Source organism: Staphylococcus sp. Marseille-Q5304, from assembly GCF_943737015.1.
GTDB lineage: Bacteria > Bacillota > Bacilli > Staphylococcales > Staphylococcaceae > Staphylococcus > Staphylococcus hsinchuensis.
This window is the reverse complement of the sequence record NZ_CALSFP010000001.1, coordinates 1,563,199-1,582,540: the sequence shown is the minus strand read 5'-3', so window position 1 is coordinate 1,582,540 and position 19,342 is coordinate 1,563,199. Positions and strand designations below refer to the sequence as shown.

Sequence of the window (19,342 nt, the reverse complement as noted above, 5' to 3'; positions counted from 1 at the left end):
TTTGAGTATATGTATATCGCAAATGTAACCAACGATTGGCATAAAAATGCTCAATATTAATGTAATTAAAATAATAGCTAACAGTTTGCGTTGAGAAATATATTAGCCTCTTAACTTATGAAATTTAAGTTTTTGTTAAAACTAGGTGTGATATCTACACAATTGTATGTAAGTTGTGTGAATTTGCAAAATATCGTTTCTAGGTTTAAAATATATTTATATATGTTAAATAAGCTATGTTAAACGTGACGTTTAGTGTTATCTAAAAAGACTATTTTCAACAAAAAAGAAGCCACTCTACGGCAATAGAGTAGCTCCACACACATATTAGTCTTCTTTACGAACGCCTTTGAATGGTTCTGAATCTGATTTTACTTGCATGAATTCACCAGTTTCAGTATCACGTTTAACATAGCTATCGTTTTGAGGGTTTTTAACTTGAGAACGATCTTTTACTTGACCAGTACGTTCTTGATTGTTTGAGTTGTTATTATTTGTACTATTGTTATTATTGTTGTTGTTGTTATTATTGTTTGAATTATTTGTAGCCACAATAAACACCTCCTTCCTTGGTTGGTAATTATAGTATAACAATTGTAATTTTATAATAAAGTGAAACAAATGATTATAAAAGTAAAATTTTTGTTAATATTTTAACTTTCGATATCAAAGGCCTTTGATATAATTAAAAAGCATTTTATTTATTTTTTAGAAAAATAATCGTTAATATCTTTCATAAAATTAAAAATTTGGTTGATGGACGCACAATTTTATTGGTTGTGAGTTTTTTATCATTAAAAAAGTAGGCACAAAGGTGATTCGCCTTTGTGTCTACTTTTATTTTATACTTTAACAATGGATTAGCGCGACGACATATGAGTTATAAATGTATGTGCGCTTTAGGGAAGTGATAATTTTTAGGTTCTTTTGGTGGTATAATTGCTCTAGCAATCGTGAGTAAACCGACTTTACCACATAACATCACAATAACGATTAACAATTTAGTTATTCCATGATACTCCGGTGTTAAGTTCATTGACAATCCTACTGTACCAAAGGCTGAAACGACTTCAAATAGTATTTTAATAAAGGAAATCGTCGGGTTAATCATTGATATAATGAAAGTCATGAAAAATATAAATGCGATAGAAATATTGATTATCACAATAGACATTTTAATATATTTATCGAATATTTCTTTATTGAACAATGAAATACTGTGTTCTTTTCTTAAAGTGTTTAGCACAAATATGACAATAATCGCGAAAGTTGTAACTTTAACACCACCAGCTGCACTTAATGGTGCGCCCCCGATAAACATCAATAACATGAATAACAGGGCAGTAGGTGTCGTTATACTACCAATATCGACAGTGTTAAATCCTGCTGTACGCGTTGTGACAGATTGGAAGAATGCATTTCCTATCTTTTCAATAATACCCATGTGATTTAAAGTATTCGCTTGTTCAAGTAAGAAAAAGAGTACCATACCTGAAACAATCAAAATCGATGTTGTCGATAGTACAAGCTTTGAATGCAATGATAGTTTATTTAACTTTCTACAATATAATAAGTCTATAATTACAAAATGACCGAGACCGCCCATGATGATTAACAACGGAACAACAATTATGACCACTGGATCATTCGCAAAATGAATTAAATTGTCTTTAAATAATGCAAACCCAGCGTTGTTAAACGCAGATATTGATGTAAATATACTAATAAACACGCCTTTTCCTAAGCCGTATTTAGGAATAAATGTTAAACATAAACATAGCGCACCAATTGTTTCACTTACTATACTGTAAATTGCGAGATGCTTAATTAATTTAATAATGCCACCCGGTTCATCGATATTCCAAGTAACCATAATTAAGAATCTGTTTTTTATTGAGATCTTTCTATTTAAAATAACGAGTGTCAACATCGTCACCGTTACAATCCCTAAACCACCGATTTGAATCAGGGCGAGAATAACAAGCTCACCTAAGAGATTAAATTGGGTTCCTACGTCAACGGGAGATAAGCCAGTCACTGTAAATGCACTCGAAGCTACAAATAACGCATCAATAAAATTGATAGGTTTTTTACCGGTGTACGGTAAATAAAGTAACAATGCTCCTATTATCGTCGTTGATAGAAATAAGAGTAGATAGAAATATAATGGTTTATTTACTTTGCTCATTTTTTAATCACCATTCATTGAAAATTTAAAACCTCTTAAAGGATAATAACATAATACCCAGTATATACTAATATAAATTTTTTTGTTACCAAAATTAAAAATGAAAGTGCAAAAAAGAGTATGTATTACAAGGTTCGGGTTTGAAAGTGTTAATCCCTCGTAGAAAGATATTCGCATGCACTTGTTTAGGTAGATAGAATATGAAATTATTATAAAAAGAGAACGTAGAAATCTATTTATTTAAGTAAGGAGACCAACGATGTCATTAGCAGAAATTGTTATGTTACTTTTAACAGTGACTGTGGTGCTTTTTATAATTATTTTTAATTTAATATTAGATAAATCATTAAAATATACAATTATTGCTATGATTGTGCATTCTATACTGTTATTTTTAATTAGAGTTTTTTGGGCAGGTCACTCAGTTACTTCTTCAATAATGAAGTCGTTTGATATTTTAGAAGTCATTGCTATCGTTGTCGTGGCCGTCGTGTTTTTTAAAAAGAGAAAGACGTAATATCTTACATAAATGATTTATTATTAAACATACATCAATTGATATTGCTTTTTAAAGTTTTCTCTTTGATAATAGTACGGAATTGAAGTGTAGTTATTTTAAAGGTGTGAAATGATATGATATTGATTAGTGCTTGTCTGATAGGAGAAGCGGTACGATATGATGGAGGTCATAAATTAGATCAAAGATTGAAAGACCTCGTAGATAAAGGAGAAGCGATTACTGCTTGTCCAGAGTTGCTTGGAGGACTTTCTGTTCCAAGAGAACCGTCTGAAATCGTAGGTGGAGACGGATTTGATGTATGGAACGACGAGGCTAAAGTGATGACCGTGACAGGTAGAGATGTTACTGAAGCATTTAAAACAGGTGCCAAGCAGACGTTAAAGATAATACAGTCATTTGAGTGCGATACGGTAGTTTTAAAATCGAACAGCCCTTCATGTGGTACACGGACGATTTATAATGGGCAATTTAATGGGGGGAAAACAGCAGGCCCCGGCGTATTATCAGCATTATTAAGTGAATACAACATACGTGTTTATGATGAAGTAGAATTTTTAGCTACACTTGTAGAATAATTTAAAAATTTAGTTATTCTGATTATTGTGTTTTTTACAAAGTAGTTAAATTTAGTTATATTACATTCATCTATATGTAATCTTTTAGAAAAGTGACTATGATATATTATCCCAGGATTAAAGGTGAAGTAATTTAAAACAACTTAATTGTTTTTGTCTTTAATAATGATATTTTTTGAAAGGGATATGTATGTCTAAAGTTATATCGCGTTTAATAATCATGTCACTTGTTACTTCGATATGTATATTTTTAACTCATGAAACAGTTTCAGCTGCTACCGAAAATGAAGCAATTACCCATGTTGATACGCTTGAAGGTAAAGGTTGGGATTATGATAACGCTTATGGATGGCAGTGTTTCGACCTCGTTAATGAACAATGGGATTATTTATATAACCATGGTTTGAAAGGGGCTTATGCAAAACAAATACCATTTGCCAATGACTTCACAGGGGAAGCGACTGTTTATAAAAATACACCAGAATTTAAAGCTAAGGCAGGGGACATCGTCGTATTTAATGATAACTATGGTAACGGTGCTGGACACACGGCAATCGTTACAAACGGCAATGCAGATGGTAATTATTATAAATTTGAGTCACTTGATCAAAACTGGTACGGCGGTGGCGCAACACGAACTGAAGTAGCACATAAGGTAGTTCATAATTATGATACCGAAATGTGGTTTATAAGACCTAAATATAATTAAGCAAAAATCAAACTTCCCTTAGAAGTTATCGTACGTGTGAGATGACATTTGAGGGGAGTTTTAATATTTCACCATGTGACAAAAGTGTAAGCTCACTGCCCATGTGTCTTTGTTAATATAAATGTATAGAATACTAGGGGGAATAAAATGTTATTTAATAGTACAGCTTCTCTTCTAGCCATCGGATTCTTGGTATTTGGTATTAGTGCAATGATATATATGAGTTATGAAATGTATAAAGCCCTTATAAAAAGTCACAAAAAAATGAATCTAGAACCTGGAATATATACTTTATTGATAGCTGCAGTGTGTGGTATTGCGTTGTTAGTCATAATGACTGTGCCAAGTTAATATAAAAAGAAATGTGTGAGGAGTGGGACAGAAATCGAATTTTTAATAAAGGTTTCGTAGTCCCACCCGGGCAAGAATGACTAGGATTGAAAAAGCTTAATCTAAGCGCATTTTCAATTCAGACATCTACTGCCAAATTGACAAAGAGTCTGAGACACTTATTTTTGTCTCAGACTCATAATTTTTATTAAGAGGGATTTAAAATAACATAGTAAGTGCAAATACAAATAAAATAATTGCTAATATAATTAAAATGATACCGAATATACGCACTTTTCTTGATTGTATATGAACCGCTTTACTTTCATATTCATTTGCGTTTGTAGTTCGAGTTAATTCACGTTTACTTTCACGGAATGAAAAATATGCGAGAACAAGTAAAATAATGCTGGTTAATATAAAAATAATTGCTAAAATATTCAATTTGGAGCCTCCTGTTGTTCAATGGAAAATGAAATATCTGAATGCCAGGTAATAACATAACGTAAGTAGATTAAATATATTGTACTACACTTAAGTGCGATAAATGATTGTATAAATTTATCGTTAAGATTATTATGATTACTTATGGTTATAATAATTGTCTTTTTATTTGAAAGCGTTTTGATTTTGTATATTAAATATGATTATATGCATTAAGTTGTAAGATGTCTAGTTTTGTAAATAGAAGTCGTAAGAAATACTGAAATACGCATAGACTTAATAATTGTAGGGCGAAAGGCCTGGTGTGGAAATGAGTGTATTAGGGTAAATTATTTATACACACATGATTTAATAATTAGTATGATTAAAGGGATGAGATTATGAAAATTAAGACATTTCATATGCAATATGAAGAAAATTTTGAAGAATTTGATCAACGTGTCAATCAATTTCTCGATGAAATATTGAAACAACATCATTATTCTGTCGTGAGCGTTACGCCTACAGTTACGAATAGTGTTGAAGGTGTAGATTATTTTATAACAGTAGTTTATAAACAAGGTTAAAATATATCGTGTTTATAATTAGAATATCAGTTTAATTTGATATTGAAAGGGAATCGCACAGTGAGATGTTTAATAGATAAAAATAAGGTAATGGGAGTGTATTAAATTGAAAATAATTGCTATGAGTATTTTCGTAGATGACCAGGAAAAAGCAAAAAAGTTTTATACTGAAAAATTAGGATTTGAATTAGTGCACGATAAAGATTTAGGAAATGGATTTTCTTGGTTAACTGTTAAAGAAGCACATTCAAACAATCCAGTAGAAATAGTACTTGAACCTAATGAAAGCATGATTGCGAAAAACTATCAAGAAGGGTTACTTTCAGCAGGAATACCTGCTACGATGTTTGGTGTTGAAAATCTAGAAGATACTGTTAAAAATTTAAAAGATGCCGACGTTGAATTTCATACAGAACTTTCAGAAATGAGCGGTGTTAAATATGCTATTTTCAAAGATACTTGCGGTAATTTAATACAAATAATTGAACAATAAAATTTCATTAATTAATTGGATAAAGAGATTCGGATAGACGCCATGATTCAAAATGTGCACTATCCGAGTCTCTTTTAATTTTAAATAGAATCTTTATTTTTTGAGTTTATGTATATTGATTATTTTTACCGTGTTACGATTATTTTTTCATTTTATCTATATCTTGTGAAACTAAAGTTAATAACTCTTCTGTTTCGTTATCAGTTAACTCATCTGAGCCTTTAATTCTTACAACGGTCCCCTTATCTGTTTTAACGTGGTAAACAGGCTCGTTGTCTTTATATACTTTACGCAATACTTCCATACCATCACCCTTTTTTCTAAAACAAACCAAAACACTCAAATATAATAAAGATAAACAATCGCATAGACATTTTATTTCATTCATCATTATATAAAATAAATGATAATGTATTATCCTAATGATAACTTTTTTGTATTTTATTTTCCAACAGTTTGATTATAATGAATTCGAAATAAATAATGGTGTTTGAAATAAGGATGTTGGTTGCTTTGAAAAAATTTATCCATAAGTGGAAGGGACATAGAAAACCGTCGTAAAACATTCATTTTACGACGGTTTGTATACTATTGGTACATTTGAAATATTACAAATCAACAATTGTTAATTTGTGATGTTGTTCATCTACTTCAACTTTTAATGCTTTGCTATTATTTTCAACATGTGTTGCAACAACTTGATTATTTTCAACGGTGAAAGTAACTTCACTTAAAATGCCCATTGCAAAATCATTAATTGCACTCACAATCGAAATAGAATGTTGGTCTTCTTGAATGGAAAATTCATGCTTACTTTGATTATCAATTTGCCAATCGGGGAAGTAAGTTAGTTTCAAAGTAAATGCCTCCTGAGTTGTGTTGAAATATCTATAATTTATAATAATCTAGCTAAATACGAGAGAAAAGACTATACCCACGACTCCGAAAACGATTAACATTACAGTTAAGCCGAGCAAAGATTCTTTCGCTTCACTAGAATTTCTTACTTTATATATAATTAAAGAGATAATACCACTGACTAAAAATATTACGGATAACCAAAATACGATCATAAAATGAACGCTCATATTGACGCACCTCCTCGAAACAATCCAAATACTATAAATAATATCCTTATTTTATCATTTATACCATTTCAGCAGTAGCAGAAAAGTTTCTTTTCCCTATAAGTTAGAAGAAAAGTCACTATTTTATTTTATATTTTCGTGTATAGTTACAATTATTTAATAAATATTTGTATTTAAGTTATACTAAAAATAGATTCTTAAAAAGGAGAGTTAAGTATGACTGAAGTAAATAAAGTGATTTACATCGTTTTAGCATTATTTTTAGGTAGTTTCGGCATTCATAAATTTTATGCTGGCAAAAAACTTTCAGGTTTCTTACATTTAGCATTCTGTTGGACATTTATACCACATTTAATCGCAATCATTAGCGCAATTATGACGTTATTCGTACCATCTGATGAAAATGGTAACATCGCTGTTTAATTTTCTATAAAACTTAAAAGTTAATGAAGACTTGTCTTTGATCGGATTTATTTTCAGCACAAAGAGCAACTGAGTTCAATTAAATAACATGAATTGAGTTGCTCTTAATTATTAAAAAAAGATGTGTAATTATTGTCTATAACCTATGATTTAGTCGACTTTTGAGACGATTTTTCTAGTGTCACGAAAATTTTACAATCTTTACAAAGTTAGTATACATACTGGTATAATAGGAATATCTCGAATTCGAAATATTAAAGTTATATTTTAGGAATAGACAAATTATTTAAATTTGATATGATTACAATTAACATTCAAAGTTATAAAAATATTTTCATTAAATTTTATAAAAATCGAGGTTGAAAAAATGACATTTTATGATTTTGTAATTGGCTTTATTGATGATGATACACCACTTGGTAAGCTTGCAAATTGTATCATGGTGGATCAAAGTTTTCCTAAACATGAAACTTGTCTTGATACCTTGCGCGATTATTTTTATGACAATTACCTAGATGGTGAAGTGTTGGCTTCAGCAAACAGAGCATTGAGTTTATACGGTTCTAGTGTAGCTTATAATTAATACATTAATCAGGCACTAGTATTTCGTATAATACCAATTCTGTTTTTCTAATGCGACTTTGATGTCGGCTGTTTTAAAATTAATTTCGTTATCTATAATTGAAAATGGTTCAATTATATTTTGGGCCATCCAGGAACTTATGAGTTCATTAGGTAAACCATCAAGTTCCATATCACTTTTACTTAATACAAAGCATTCCCAATCAAGTGAAATGTTGGATGGGTTAATGTAGTTACACTCATTTTGTGGTTGCATAGATAAACACCCCTTAAAATATATGTCATACAGTTAAACGCGTTTGATATTTTTTTTACAAACGCCTTGCTGTAAATATTTAATCATTATGAAATGTATGGCGTGTAATTAATACATTCTAATGAAATAATTGACATTGATTCGTGTCGTTATTTATGTATTCCCCTTTTTTTAGATGTTTGAACCTTATTTTTCAATATTTCCATTAAAAAATTGGAAACATGTGGGTGACATGCTTCCAATCCTCTACTTTTTCTTTTCAATTTAACTTCTTTAATTTATTTATTTTTCTCCAAGCTTTTCTATCATTATTATTTATAGTCATAATAGATTTTGAGAGTTACCACGGAATAATGCCTAATATACATGCGACAAGTATCATAAATAGGCTGGAACCAATTGCCCACTTAATTACGACACGTTGGTTTTGACCGTATTCAATATCTAACATACCTACAAGTAAATATCCCGCTGCATATAAAGGACTTAACACGTGTAAAGGCTGACCGAGTACAGACGCTTTAGCCATATCAATTTTGGACACTCCAAATTGATGTGCAGATTCAGCTAGAATTGGTAATACTCCGTAATAAAATGGATCATTTGCCATAAAATATGTGAAAGGTCCACTTAGTACTGCAGTGATAATTGCGAAATGACTCCCCATCGCATCTGGAATAATATGTACTAAAGTATTTGCCATTTCATCTACCATCTTTGTTCCATCCATTACTCCTGTGAAAATACCTGATGCAAACACTAAACTGATTACAGATAAAACATTGCCAGCGTGTTTTTTAACTACTGAATTTTGGATGCTTAAATTTGGATAGTTGATCAATAATGCTACTCCGAACCAAACCATAAATAGAACAGGTATGGGTAATACTTCAAGAACGAGACAGACGATAAGCGAAATCGTTAAAATTGCGTTTGGAATAATCATCTTTGGTCTCTTTAATAAAGATTCTTCTTTCGTTTCGTCTTTCTTCACATCTTCTAATTCAATGTCAGATTGATATGATAATGTTTTACGTGCTCGTTTACCTAAAATAAATGCAACGATTAATGCAAATAAAATTCCTGCAGCCATCACTGGAACGAGTGGAATAAATACATCCTCAGTTGAAACTTGTAAAGCAGAAATAGCCCTTGCTGTTGGTCCTCCCCAAGGCAGCATATTCATTACGCCAATTGATAATAGCGCTAACGTTGAAAGCGTGTATAAACTCATACCAATCTTTTTATAAAGTGGATCATTGCCGTTACTGTGATAATAAAAGTTGTTGTCCCGTCACCATCTAATGCTACCATTGAAGCTAAGATGACAGTTCCAATAGTAATTTTTACTGGACCCCCTTTAACAACTTTAATAATTTGATTAATGACAGGTTCAAATAAACCTGCGTCAATCATGACACCGAAATAGAGAATGGCAAATGTTAACATAATGCCTGTCGGTGCTACAGTTTCTATCCCATCGAGCATATATTTACCAAGCCCAGAGTAGAAACCTCCAATTAATGCGAAAATAGTTGGGATTACAATTAAAGCAATCAAAGCTGACATCTTTCGTGTCATAATCAATGCCATGAATACAATAATCATAATAAACCCGAGTATTGCTAAATTCATAAAAAAACCCCCTTATTCATATGATTATATCAATTTCAGAAAATTTATAAAATTGAAATTATTGATTTGGTTTAATTTTTTCGAAAAAGATGATATTGTTTTGAAAACTTAATATTTTAATTTTTTTATATATAAGAAAACTAGAATAATATTGTCTTGCGTTACATAAATGTGGTAATGTAGAGTTGGATATAAAGGGGGCGTAACTGTTGAAGTCCTTAATTACAATTACTGTATCATTATTAATTCTCGTGTTAATTGCTTTTTTAATATTAAATCTATTTCTGCCAAGATTTTACAATGAGAAAGATGATTAACCCGAGTGGGGATAGTGCAACGTGAATTTAACAAACATAAGGTAAAAAAATATGGCGAGTGAATGCTTAAACATTCACTCGCCATTTGTTATATATAAACGCATCTAGTTATTATTCTGCAACTTCAACGTTTAAGTCAACGTCGATGTTACCACGTGTTGCTTTAGAATAAGGACAGAAGTTATGCGCATCTTCTAAATATTTTTCAGCGTCTTCTTGAGATAATACGTTGTTTACTTTTGCATTAATTGAAACGCTTAATTTTGGACTTTCAGCATCTGGATCGTCTTCAAGACGTACTGTTAAAGTTACTTCTGGTTTAGCGTCTCTTACTTTGTTTTGTTTAAGAATTAAATCAAACGCACCATTAAAGCAAGATGCATAACCAGCTGCAAATAATTGCTCTGGGTTAGTACCTTTCTCAGCATCAGCTTGATCTGGAGGAATCACTGCTACGTCAATTGCTTTATCATCAGTATGAACATGACCGTTACGTCCGCCTGTGTTTACTGCACTAGTTTCATATTTTACTGCCATTTTATAACCTCCTTTTATCTTCATTATATGTATTACCCACGTTTACGTTTTTCCAATCATTTCATTCCAGTTCAGTTTTTCATTTAAATTCAAGCCGTTAGTGAAACAGAGCATCATCATTCTGAAAGAACATATGCATTTAATAATTATAGAAAAATTGATAAACTTAGACCAATCGAAGTGTAAGAAGAACTATTTTTACAAAGGAAGTCTAATTTTATGGCAAATACACAAATAGCAGTGACGATTGAACCTGAATCGTTATTAAATCAAACAACCAAAGAACAGTTAATTCTTTTTCAAGCATCATTCGACATCATTGAATTAAGAATAGATCAATGGGAAAAGGCATTTACGGCACAATTAATTAAAGCATTAGAGGCACTCCACGCTTTAGAATTAAATAAACAAATATTGGTTACGTACCGAACACTTTCACAAGGTGGTTCAGGGAAGCTGGACGAAGATGAATATATGAAACTATTGACCGAAATTATTCAAATCGATTCTGTGGATATGATAGATGTAGAATTTGATAAATCAAAATTCCGCGACCCTTTAAAAGCATTAATTGCCCAAGCGAATCATAAAGATATCGAAGTTGTATTATCTTACCATGACTTTCAAGAGACCCCTTCATTAGAAGAACTTAAACACCTTTACTTTAAAATGCATCAACTTGCACCAGCATATTTAAAGGTTGCGGTGATGCCTAATGATAAACTTGATGTCATTCATCTACTTGAAGCACTTGTAATAACGGCTGAACATGTACCGCAAAAAGCGATAGGTATCGCGATGTCACATTTAGGTATCGTTTCAAGAACTGCGCAAGGTCTTTTTGGTGGAAGCGTTTCATATGGTTGCTTAGATGAGCCGAAAGCACCAGGACAAATACATGTTGAACGCTTGAAGCAATTACTTGAAGTGTATGAGTAATTTGAAATGTAGCCTTTTCTGATTTATAATTGAAAATAGTTATCATTTGACGAAAGGGAGATTAAGTTATGGAACTACAAGAAGCGATAGCACAACGTAGAAGCATCAAAATCTTCAAAAGAGATATGAATATAGACGACAATCGTTTATATGAAGCAATAGATAATGCGACAGATGCTCCCAACCATGGTTTGAGACAACCATGGCGAATTGTTCATATTACGAAAGATCGATTAGGTGAAATGAGTAAACAGCTTACAAAGATTACATTTCCAGACGAACCAAATAAACAAAAGGATCATTATGATACTGTTACGAATTTAGGTGGTATGCTTACACTCATCGTAAAAGAAGAACCTGATGTGAAAGATAATTTAGAAAATCATATGGCCTTTGGTGCATTTGCTCAAAACTTAATGTTGCTCTTACACGAGGCCGGCATAGGTAGTTGTTGGAAGACACCAAAATATATTTTCAACAACAAGGATATTGGTGCGATATTTAATTTAGCTGAAGATGAAAAACTTGTAGGTTTTCTTTATTTAACAGACTTAGAAGTGGACATGCCTCATCCTAAACGTAAAAAACAAAATTTCGTACAAAAATTTTAGTAGTCGGATGGAATACAAGCTGTTAAAAATATTTCAGAATAAGAATAAAACGGGAGTGGGACAGAAATCGTATTTTCTATTAGAGTTTTCCTAGTCCCACCCCGGCAAGGATGACTAGGATTGAAAAAGCTTGTTCTAAGCGCATTTACAATTCAGACATTTACTGCCAATTTGACAACGAGTCTGAGACACCTATTTTTGTCTCAGACTCGTTTTTATACATGATACAAAATGAATGATTAATATAATACCCTCCAAAAGATTTCAACTAAAAATCTAATGGGGGTAAATTAAAATGTAATGTCCTTAAAGTTTTAAAAGTTGAGTATATATTATTTAAAAGTTTCTTCTAAAAATGATTCAACTTGTTCAGGTGATTTTGCATTTGCTGAATGTAAGTGCGCAACTTTATCTCCATTTTTGAATACAAGTAAACTTGGGATACCCATCACTTCGTTATCAGCAGCTACATCTTCTAATTCGTCGCGATTCACTGTAAACCATTGATAGTCGTTATATTTTTCTTTGATTGGATCAATCCACATGTCCATAGCTTTACAATCTGGGCACCAGCCTGCTTCGAATTTAACGATAACGGGTTGGTCACTTTGTATAGTTTCATTAAAGTTCTCTGTAGAGTTAATAGTTTGCATCGTAATTCTCCTTTTTCTGTTTTTAATTGGTTTTATTATAACTAACATTTTATGGAAATAAAAAAATTCAGCTTAATTTATAGAGCGTTTTCATTCGATTTTTGATATATTAGATATAAGTTATTAGAGGAGGTTGAGCATTATGATAAAATTTTACCAATATTCCAATTGTACAACTTGTAAAAAAGCAGCCAAGTTTTTAAAAGACTATGGCGTTAGCTTTGAACCGATTGATATCGTCCAACATACACCTACGAAAGGTGAGTTCAAAGAAATTTTAAAAGGTACAGATATTGAAATAGATAAATTGTTTAATACACGTGGTGCAAAATATCGTGAACTCGGTTTAAAAGATAAACTTAAATCATTAAGTGATGATGAGAAACTTGATTTATTATCATCAAATGGCATGCTCATTAAAAGACCATTAGCTGTATCAGGGGACAAAGTTACAGTAGGTTTTAAAGAAGAGGAATATAAACAAACTTGGCTATAAATTGTCACCATTTATACCTATGTATAATTGATCTGTGACAGTTGCTAAGGATTGTTAAGATGCTTATTAACGGTAATCATATGATTTAAGTAAATAGTTGAATGTCATAAAGTCATATGGCATTATTAACTTGTAATATTATTTAGGAGGGGATTCTCGTGGCAGTACCGAATGAATTAAAATACTCCAAGGATCACGAATGGGTTAAAGTTGATGGAGAAACAGTTACAATAGGCATTACAGAATACGCACAAAACGAATTAGGTGATATCGTATTCGTTGAGCTACCAGAAGTAGACGATGAACTTAAAGAAGAAGACACATTTGGTAGCGTTGAATCTGTCAAAACAGTTTCTGAATTATACGCACCAGTTTCTGGTAAAGTAGTAAGCGTTAATGACGAACTTGAAGATAGCCCAGAGTTTGTAAATGAATCACCATATGAAAAAGCATGGATGGTTAAAGTTGAATTAAGTGATGAAAGTCAATTAGATTCATTACTATCAGCAGACCAATACGCTGAAATGATTGGTGAATAATATTAAGATTTAACTCCATGATACATACTATCTTGGAGTTTTCTTTATATATTATTTTTAAAAACCTATATTAGAGTTTGTATATGTTATATCTCACGGACTACGACGATAAATTACGTAAAATGATCTTGATTATTAAATAATTTTTACGTATTTGTAATTGATGTTTATAAGTTTATTGTATTGTTAAGAACTAAAGAGTAGATTTATTATCAACTTTATAGAAGGTGGATGTCATGACGATATTAAACCAAGTGATTATTGTCGAAGGGAAATCAGACAAAAAACGTGTAAAGCAAGTGATAGATCAACCGATTGATATCATATGTACAAACGGAACTATGGGTATTGATAAATTGGATGCCATGATTGAATCATTATATGACAAACAAGTTTATATACTCGTTGATTCAGATGATGAAGGTGAAAAAATCCGTAAATGGTTTAAAAAATATTTAAGTGAAAGTAAACATATACGTGTCGATAAGCAATATTGCGAAGTAGCTAGATGTCCAAAACCGTATTTATCAAAGGTCTTATCTAAACATGGTTTTGACGTTCGTGACGAAGAAAAGGTTGCTAAGGCACGATTAGATTATATAGCTGAGAGGGTAAGTTTATTAACATGAATGTCGCAAGTCAACAACGCGTAGATGTACGCGAACATATAGATAAAGACAAATATTTAATATTTGGGTATACGCCCACTTGTGGAACTTGCAAGATGTCAGAACGCATGTTAGATATTGCTAATGACATTTTAAAGTTACCAATAACAAAGATAGATTTAAATTTACATCCAGATTTTAGCCAAGAATACGAAATACAATCAGTCCCTATATTAATGGTTATGTCAAAAGGACAAGAGCAAAAAAGAATCTATGCTTTTCGCTCAGTTCCCTATTTGTTAGAAAATTTAAAATAATTATTGACTATACTTTAGTATGGTGGTAGGATTAATGATAATTAAATAATGAAACTCTTATCAAGAGTGGTGGAGGGATGTGCCCTACGAAGCCCGGCAACCGTCTTTTAAAAGAAATGGTGCCAATTCACATAAAGTCTTAATGACTTTTGGAGATGAGAGAAGCGGACTTAATGCTTTCTCTTTTTCTCCATAAAAAGAGAAAGCATTTTTTAATTAGTCGAAATATAGGGAGGTAGTAATAATGATTGAGTTAAATCAAATTGTCAAAAAATATCGAACCAAAGATCAAGACATTTTGGCAGTTGATCATGTTGATTTAAGTATTCAATCAGGTACGATTTTTGGGGTCGTTGGTTTTTCAGGTGCAGGAAAGAGTACTTTGATAAGGCTGTTAAATAATCTCGAAACGCCAACTTCAGGAGAAGTTATTATAGATGGCGCAACGATAAATAAATTATCCAAGGCACAGTTAAGAAAGAAACGACAAAAGCTAAGCATGGTATTTCAACATTTCAATTTGCTTTGGTCGCGTACAGTGGTTCAAAATATTATGTTTCCATTAGAAATTGCAGGTGTTTCTAAAAAAGAAGCAGCACTACGCGCTAAACAATTAGTAGATGTAGTTGGATTGAAAGGTAAAGAATATGCTTATCCTTCTGAACTATCAGGTGGACAAAAGCAACGTGTCGGTATTGCTCGAGCTTTAGCGAATGAACCAGACGTGTTACTTTGTGATGAAGCCACGAGTGCCTTAGATCCACAAACAACTGATGAAATCTTAGATTTATTACTTAAGATTAAGAGGGAACGTAACCTAACCATCGTCATTATTACACATGAAATGCACGTGATTAGAAGAATCTGTGATGAAGTCGCTGTGATGGAAGCTGGGCGCGTGGTTGAACATGGTAATGTGAAAGAAGTGTTCGAAAATCCTCAACAACCTGTCACTCAACGCTTTGTAAAAGATGATTTAAATGATGATTATGAAAAAACGAATACAGAACTTATTGAAATTGATAAAAATGATTTTATTGTTCGCTTTAGTTTTTCAGGAACGAACACTACGAAACCATTAGTTTCATACATAACTAAAGCACATGACATCAATGTAAATATTTTAGAAGCTAATATTAAACATACAAAAGAAGGTTCAATAGGGTTTCTCGTCGCACATTTACAAAATCTAAATTCTGAAAAATTTGAAAATTTAGAAAGTGATTTGTCGGATCAAGGTGTTTCTGTGGAGGTGTTAAAACATGAATGATTCATTGGGTGGTATCCTTCAGGAAATGTTTACGATGCCTAATGTTAAATGGGACGAAGTTTGGGTAGCAACATATGAAACGATTTACATGACCGTAATTTCAACTATATTTGCATTTATATTTGGTTTGATTCTAGGCATATTATTATTTTTAAGTGCAAAAAGTGAATCAAAAGCGGCACGTATTTTTTATAGCGTTGTATCATTTATAGTTAACTTATTTAGAGCAATTCCTTTCATTATACTCATATTGCTATTAATACCATTCACAAGTTTAGTTTTAGGAACGATTAGTGGTCCAACGGGTGCATTGCCTGCATTAATTATTGGGGCAGCTCCGTTTTATGCAAGATTAGTGGAAATTGCTTTTAAAGAAATTGATAAAGGTGTTATTGAAGCAGCGTGGTCAATGGGTGCCACAACATCAACCGTGGTTAAGAAAGTTTTATTACCTGAGGCGATGCCGGCTTTGATTTCTGGCATTACTGTTACAGCTATTGCCTTAGTAGGTTCTACTGCCATCGCAGGTGTGATTGGGGCAGGTGGTTTAGGTAACTTAGCCTATTTGACAGGTTTCACACGTAACCATAACGATGTCATCTTTATTGCGACGTTGTTCATTTTAGTATTAGTATTTGTCATTCAATTCGTTGGTGATTGGGCGACAAATAAATTAGATAAAAGATAAATTTATATAAAAAGGGTGAGTTATTATGAAAAAGATATTGAGTTTAACTTCGATTATTGCTTTAGTACTAGTATTAGCTGCATGTGGAAATGGCGGTAAAAAGGATAAGTCAATCACAGTTGGGGCATCACCAGCACCGCATGCTGAAATTTTAGAGGAAGCTAAGCCGTTATTGAAAGATAAAGGCTATGATTTGAAAATCAAAACAATTAATGACTATACGACGCCGAACAAGTTATTAAACAAAGGTGAACTAGATGCAAACTATTTCCAACATACACCATATTTAGACAAGGATAAGAAAAGCAAGCACTACAAAATTGAATCAGCAGGTAATGTGCATTTAGAGCCTATGGCAGTATACTCAAAAAAATATAAAAACTTAAAAGATTTACCAAAAGGTGCAACTGTTTACGTTTCTAACAACCCAGCTGAAGAAGGGCGTTTCTTAAAGTTCTTCGTTGACGCAGGATTAATTAAATTGAAAGATGGCGTTAAAATCCAAGACGCAACTTTCGATGACATTAAAGAAAACAAAAAACATATTAAATTCAACAATAAGCAATCTGCCGAGTACCTACCAAAAATTTACCAAAAAGAAAAAGCCGATGCGGTTATTATCAATTCTAACTTCGCCATTGATCAAAAATTAAATCCTAAAAAAGATTCAATCGCAATCGAAAAAGCGAAAGATAATCCATATGCTAACTTAATTGCAGTTAAAGAAGAACATAAAGATGATAAGAAAATCAAAGCTTTAGTCGATGTATTACAATCGAAAAAAATTAAAGAATACATTGAAAAACAATACGATGGTTCAGTTGTTCCAGCGAAATAAGAATAAACATAACCCCTTCATTTTCAAATGAAGGGGTTACTGTTTGTCGTATTTAATCTCACATTTGCTTGAGTTCATGTGTTAATGCAATGATGGTTACAGTCATTAAAGCAGTAAAACCTATTAAGCCACCTATAGCTAATAATTCAGCTGTTACGTTTGACTTTGTCACAATAGTGTTGATTGAAGTAATTATAAAAATAGTATGTATAATCAAAGATATATTTAACGGAAGTAGTTTATTCTTTTTCTCCAAAAAAATCCACTCCTTATTAAAAATGAGTCTAGTCCCCTTATCTCTACGCGTCCAAATCCAACAAAAGATAGCCATTAATATGATAAAAATAAAACCAACACAATTAATGATAGTTTTAATGTCATCATATGGGTTTGATGCCCCATGCAATGTAGTTATGATTGTAATAACAATTAGAATATCCAATACGATGTTTTATTGTTTATTCATTTCATAACTCCTATATCATATTTTATTTAAACTTTAACATATATTGTTTGAACTTTTAATGAATGAAATAAAAAAATGAGTCTGAAACACAAATAGATGTCTCAGACTCATTGCCAACTTGGCAGTAGAGGTCTGAATTGAAAATACGCTTATATCAAGCTTTTTTCAATCCTAGTCATCCTTGCCGGGGAGGGACTACGAAATCTTTATTAAAAATTCGATTTCTGTCCCTCTCCCTCAAATTTTTAAATTTAAAACTTTGTTAAAGTGTTTCGTTTTTATGCGTGACTTCACCGAGTTTGTAACTAATAATGAAACCGACGATAAGTGTAATAATTGAAATTACCCAAGTTAAAATCGATGTCGGTAAACCAGGAAATACAGCAAATAGCGAACCTACAACAAAGCCGATAATTAAAGCATAAGTGATATATGGGTGATGTGTTAAACAATATTGGATTAACTTACTTGAAAGTAAGAAGCCTGTTAGAATACCTAACCCAACGATGATTAATATTGGTAATGCTTTGAAGTTTAATGAAATTAATTCAGAAACTGCAAACATCACTGTGCCATAAACACCAAATACTAACAACATAAACGAACCTGAAATACCTGGTAATAACATTGCGCTTGAGGCACAAATTCCACATAAATAATATTTAATGGCTAAACCGGTAGATAACGTTAAAGTTTCTCCCGCATGTTTATCACCATTGTTTAATAAAGTAAATAAGACAATAAGACCAATGCCGATCAATAATACAACGTAATGTTTTATCGTAAATGTTTGTTTGAATTTTGATATTTTTAATAGGAAGGGAATAATTCCAGCAATTAATCCTACAAAGAAAAACATCGTAGGTACAGTGTGCTCAATTAGTAAATAATTGATAACTTTACTTAATAATCCCATAGCTAATAACATACCGATCACAATAGGAATTAGGAATGTTAAGCTTTTCTTAAAGTTTTTAGAAAAGAGACCGCTAATAGAGTTTATGAAATCATCATATATTCCTAGCAATAGAGCAATTGTTCCTCCGCTCACACCGGGTACTAAATCAGACGTACCCATCGCGAAACCTCTCCAAAGATTGGACCATTTAATTTTCAATAAAGAACCTCCTCTCATGACTTAGTTGTTAATGATAATAGCATAAAATGATTTCATACAGTAATAATAGCAAGAAACAGATTTCATATGTTTATTAATTACACATCTATAAATTTCGATAAAAGTGATAATAGAAA

28 protein-coding genes, 1 pseudogene and 1 riboswitch are annotated in these 19,342 nt (G+C 31.8%); of the genes and pseudogenes, 17 read left to right on the top strand and 12 right to left on the bottom strand.

Translation table 11 applies throughout. The features are described from left to right. Positions 1 to 327: 327 nt before the first annotated feature. The gene (locus NGI30_RS07860; protein ID WP_251519246.1) at positions 328 to 552 is read right to left on the bottom strand and encodes a hypothetical protein; all 225 of its coding nucleotides are present in this window, start codon (positions 550 to 552) and stop codon (positions 328 to 330) included. A gap of 328 nt (positions 553 to 880) precedes the next feature. Then, positions 881 to 2,188, bottom strand: a complete 1,308-nt coding sequence (locus NGI30_RS07855) for a TrkH family potassium uptake protein (RefSeq protein WP_251943255.1) — start codon at positions 2,186 to 2,188, stop codon at positions 881 to 883. A gap of 259 nt (positions 2,189 to 2,447) precedes the next feature. Here NGI30_RS07855 and NGI30_RS07850 point away from each other — a divergent pair, with 259 nt between their 5' ends. The 4 genes from NGI30_RS07850 to NGI30_RS07835 all read left to right on the top strand — a co-directional run bounded on the left by NGI30_RS07850 (position 2,448) and on the right by NGI30_RS07835 (position 4,343). Further along, positions 2,448 to 2,705 (top strand): hypothetical protein, encoded by a 258-nt coding sequence (locus NGI30_RS07850; RefSeq protein WP_251519248.1) that lies wholly within the window; start codon positions 2,448 to 2,450, stop codon positions 2,703 to 2,705. A 116-nt stretch (positions 2,706 to 2,821) separates the two neighbouring features. Continuing rightward, entirely contained in the window at positions 2,822 to 3,283 is a 462-nt protein-coding gene (locus tag NGI30_RS07845) for a 2-thiouracil desulfurase family protein (RefSeq protein WP_251519250.1), read from the top strand. Between the two features lie 190 nt (positions 3,284 to 3,473). Beyond that, positions 3,474 to 3,992 (top strand): CHAP domain-containing protein, encoded by a 519-nt coding sequence (locus NGI30_RS07840; RefSeq protein WP_251519251.1) that lies wholly within the window; start codon positions 3,474 to 3,476, stop codon positions 3,990 to 3,992. Between the two features lie 147 nt (positions 3,993 to 4,139). Continuing rightward, the gene (locus tag NGI30_RS07835) at positions 4,140 to 4,343 is read left to right on the top strand and encodes a hypothetical protein (protein WP_251519252.1); all 204 of its coding nucleotides are present in this window, start codon (positions 4,140 to 4,142) and stop codon (positions 4,341 to 4,343) included. 198 nt (positions 4,344 to 4,541) lie between these two features. Here NGI30_RS07835 and NGI30_RS07830 read toward each other — a convergent pair whose 3' ends face one another. Next, positions 4,542 to 4,766: a hypothetical protein gene (locus NGI30_RS07830; protein ID WP_251943253.1), complete on the bottom strand. Its 225-nt coding sequence runs from the start codon at positions 4,764 to 4,766 to the stop codon at positions 4,542 to 4,544. Between the two features lie 380 nt (positions 4,767 to 5,146). On the opposite strand from NGI30_RS07830, the gene NGI30_RS07825 reads away from it, so the two are divergent. Both NGI30_RS07825 and NGI30_RS07820 read left to right on the top strand, forming a co-directional pair. Then, positions 5,147 to 5,332 (top strand): hypothetical protein, encoded by a 186-nt coding sequence (locus NGI30_RS07825; protein WP_251519254.1) that lies wholly within the window; start codon positions 5,147 to 5,149, stop codon positions 5,330 to 5,332. Between the two features lie 106 nt (positions 5,333 to 5,438). Continuing rightward, positions 5,439 to 5,825, top strand: coding sequence for a VOC family protein (locus tag NGI30_RS07820; RefSeq protein WP_251519255.1), 387 nt, complete (start codon positions 5,439 to 5,441; stop codon positions 5,823 to 5,825). Positions 5,826 to 5,964: 139 nt separating this feature from the next. Here NGI30_RS07820 and vraX read toward each other — a convergent pair whose 3' ends face one another. From vraX to tsaT, 3 genes are all read right to left on the bottom strand, one after another. Beyond that, positions 5,965 to 6,129 (bottom strand): C1q-binding complement inhibitor VraX, encoded by a 165-nt coding sequence (gene vraX / locus NGI30_RS07815; RefSeq protein ID WP_251519256.1) that lies wholly within the window; start codon positions 6,127 to 6,129, stop codon positions 5,965 to 5,967. 304 nt (positions 6,130 to 6,433) lie between these two features. Beyond that, complete coding sequence (locus tag NGI30_RS07810) at positions 6,434 to 6,682, bottom strand: hypothetical protein (protein WP_251519257.1); 249 nt, start codon at positions 6,680 to 6,682, stop codon at positions 6,434 to 6,436. A 48-nt stretch (positions 6,683 to 6,730) separates the two neighbouring features. Then, the gene (gene tsaT, locus NGI30_RS07805; RefSeq protein ID WP_251519258.1) at positions 6,731 to 6,913 is read right to left on the bottom strand and encodes a type II toxin-antitoxin system toxin TsaT; all 183 of its coding nucleotides are present in this window, start codon (positions 6,911 to 6,913) and stop codon (positions 6,731 to 6,733) included. 216 nt (positions 6,914 to 7,129) lie between these two features. Between tsaT and NGI30_RS07800 the strand changes: the two genes are divergently transcribed. Beyond that, positions 7,130 to 7,336, top strand: coding sequence for a TM2 domain-containing protein (locus NGI30_RS07800; protein ID WP_251519259.1), 207 nt, complete (start codon positions 7,130 to 7,132; stop codon positions 7,334 to 7,336). A gap of 367 nt (positions 7,337 to 7,703) precedes the next feature. Next, positions 7,704 to 7,919, top strand: a complete 216-nt coding sequence (locus NGI30_RS07795; protein WP_251943252.1) for a YozE family protein — start codon at positions 7,704 to 7,706, stop codon at positions 7,917 to 7,919. A 15-nt stretch (positions 7,920 to 7,934) separates the two neighbouring features. Here the strand turns inward: NGI30_RS07795 and NGI30_RS07790 are convergent, their stop codons facing one another. From NGI30_RS07790 to NGI30_RS07780, 3 genes and pseudogenes are all read right to left on the bottom strand, one after another. Further along, a complete protein-coding gene (locus tag NGI30_RS07790) occupies positions 7,935 to 8,174 on the bottom strand; it encodes a hypothetical protein (protein WP_251519261.1) in 240 nt (79 codons plus the stop codon). 340 nt (positions 8,175 to 8,514) lie between these two features. Beyond that, positions 8,515 to 9,809: pseudogene (locus tag NGI30_RS07785) on the bottom strand (CitMHS family transporter). A gap of 428 nt (positions 9,810 to 10,237) precedes the next feature. Next, positions 10,238 to 10,663 carry an organic hydroperoxide resistance protein gene (locus tag NGI30_RS07780; RefSeq protein ID WP_251519263.1) on the bottom strand — a complete coding sequence of 142 codons (426 nt, stop codon included), beginning with the start codon at positions 10,661 to 10,663 and terminating at the stop codon, positions 10,238 to 10,240. A gap of 219 nt (positions 10,664 to 10,882) precedes the next feature. Between NGI30_RS07780 and aroD the strand changes: the two genes are divergently transcribed. Beyond that, complete coding sequence (gene aroD / locus NGI30_RS07775) at positions 10,883 to 11,602, top strand: type I 3-dehydroquinate dehydratase (protein ID WP_251943250.1); 720 nt, start codon at positions 10,883 to 10,885, stop codon at positions 11,600 to 11,602. Between the two features lie 68 nt (positions 11,603 to 11,670). Further along, a complete protein-coding gene (locus tag NGI30_RS07770) occupies positions 11,671 to 12,213 on the top strand; it encodes a nitroreductase family protein (RefSeq protein ID WP_251943248.1) in 543 nt (180 codons plus the stop codon). Between the two features lie 332 nt (positions 12,214 to 12,545). Here the strand turns inward: NGI30_RS07770 and NGI30_RS07765 are convergent, their stop codons facing one another. Then, positions 12,546 to 12,866 carry a thioredoxin family protein gene (locus NGI30_RS07765; protein WP_251519267.1) on the bottom strand — a complete coding sequence of 107 codons (321 nt, stop codon included), beginning with the start codon at positions 12,864 to 12,866 and terminating at the stop codon, positions 12,546 to 12,548. Positions 12,867 to 13,008: 142 nt separating this feature from the next. On the opposite strand from NGI30_RS07765, the gene NGI30_RS07760 reads away from it, so the two are divergent. From NGI30_RS07760 to NGI30_RS07730, 7 genes are all read left to right on the top strand, one after another. Next, entirely contained in the window at positions 13,009 to 13,362 is a 354-nt protein-coding gene (locus NGI30_RS07760) for an arsenate reductase family protein (RefSeq protein ID WP_251943245.1), read from the top strand. A gap of 158 nt (positions 13,363 to 13,520) precedes the next feature. Next, positions 13,521 to 13,901: a glycine cleavage system protein GcvH gene (gcvH, locus tag NGI30_RS07755; RefSeq protein ID WP_251519269.1), complete on the top strand. Its 381-nt coding sequence runs from the start codon at positions 13,521 to 13,523 to the stop codon at positions 13,899 to 13,901. A 236-nt stretch (positions 13,902 to 14,137) separates the two neighbouring features. Next, positions 14,138 to 14,530 carry a toprim domain-containing protein gene (locus NGI30_RS07750; RefSeq protein ID WP_251519270.1) on the top strand — a complete coding sequence of 131 codons (393 nt, stop codon included), beginning with the start codon at positions 14,138 to 14,140 and terminating at the stop codon, positions 14,528 to 14,530. Continuing rightward, positions 14,527 to 14,826: a thioredoxin family protein gene (locus tag NGI30_RS07745; protein ID WP_251943243.1), complete on the top strand. Its 300-nt coding sequence runs from the start codon at positions 14,527 to 14,529 to the stop codon at positions 14,824 to 14,826. The genes NGI30_RS07750 and NGI30_RS07745 overlap by 4 nt, the downstream gene beginning before the upstream one ends. Before the next feature lie 54 nt (positions 14,827 to 14,880). Further along, positions 14,881 to 14,988: riboswitch (SAM riboswitch) on the top strand. 82 nt (positions 14,989 to 15,070) lie between these two features. Further along, positions 15,071 to 16,096, top strand: a complete 1,026-nt coding sequence (locus tag NGI30_RS07740; RefSeq protein WP_251519272.1) for a methionine ABC transporter ATP-binding protein — start codon at positions 15,071 to 15,073, stop codon at positions 16,094 to 16,096. Continuing rightward, positions 16,089 to 16,784: a methionine ABC transporter permease gene (locus NGI30_RS07735; RefSeq protein ID WP_251943241.1), complete on the top strand. Its 696-nt coding sequence runs from the start codon at positions 16,089 to 16,091 to the stop codon at positions 16,782 to 16,784. The genes NGI30_RS07740 and NGI30_RS07735 overlap by 8 nt, the downstream gene beginning before the upstream one ends. 25 nt (positions 16,785 to 16,809) lie before the next feature. Then, positions 16,810 to 17,622 (top strand): MetQ/NlpA family ABC transporter substrate-binding protein, encoded by an 813-nt coding sequence (locus tag NGI30_RS07730; protein ID WP_251943239.1) that lies wholly within the window; start codon positions 16,810 to 16,812, stop codon positions 17,620 to 17,622. 58 nt (positions 17,623 to 17,680) lie between these two features. Here the strand turns inward: NGI30_RS07730 and NGI30_RS07725 are convergent, their stop codons facing one another. Together NGI30_RS07725 and popT are read right to left on the bottom strand one after the other, a co-directional pair. After that, positions 17,681 to 17,878, bottom strand: a complete 198-nt coding sequence (locus NGI30_RS07725; RefSeq protein WP_251519275.1) for a hypothetical protein — start codon at positions 17,876 to 17,878, stop codon at positions 17,681 to 17,683. A 472-nt stretch (positions 17,879 to 18,350) separates the two neighbouring features. Next, complete coding sequence (gene popT, locus NGI30_RS07720; RefSeq protein WP_502960379.1) at positions 18,351 to 19,205, bottom strand: polyprenyl-phosphate transporter PopT; 855 nt, start codon at positions 19,203 to 19,205, stop codon at positions 18,351 to 18,353. Positions 19,206 to 19,342: the final 137 nt, after the last annotated feature.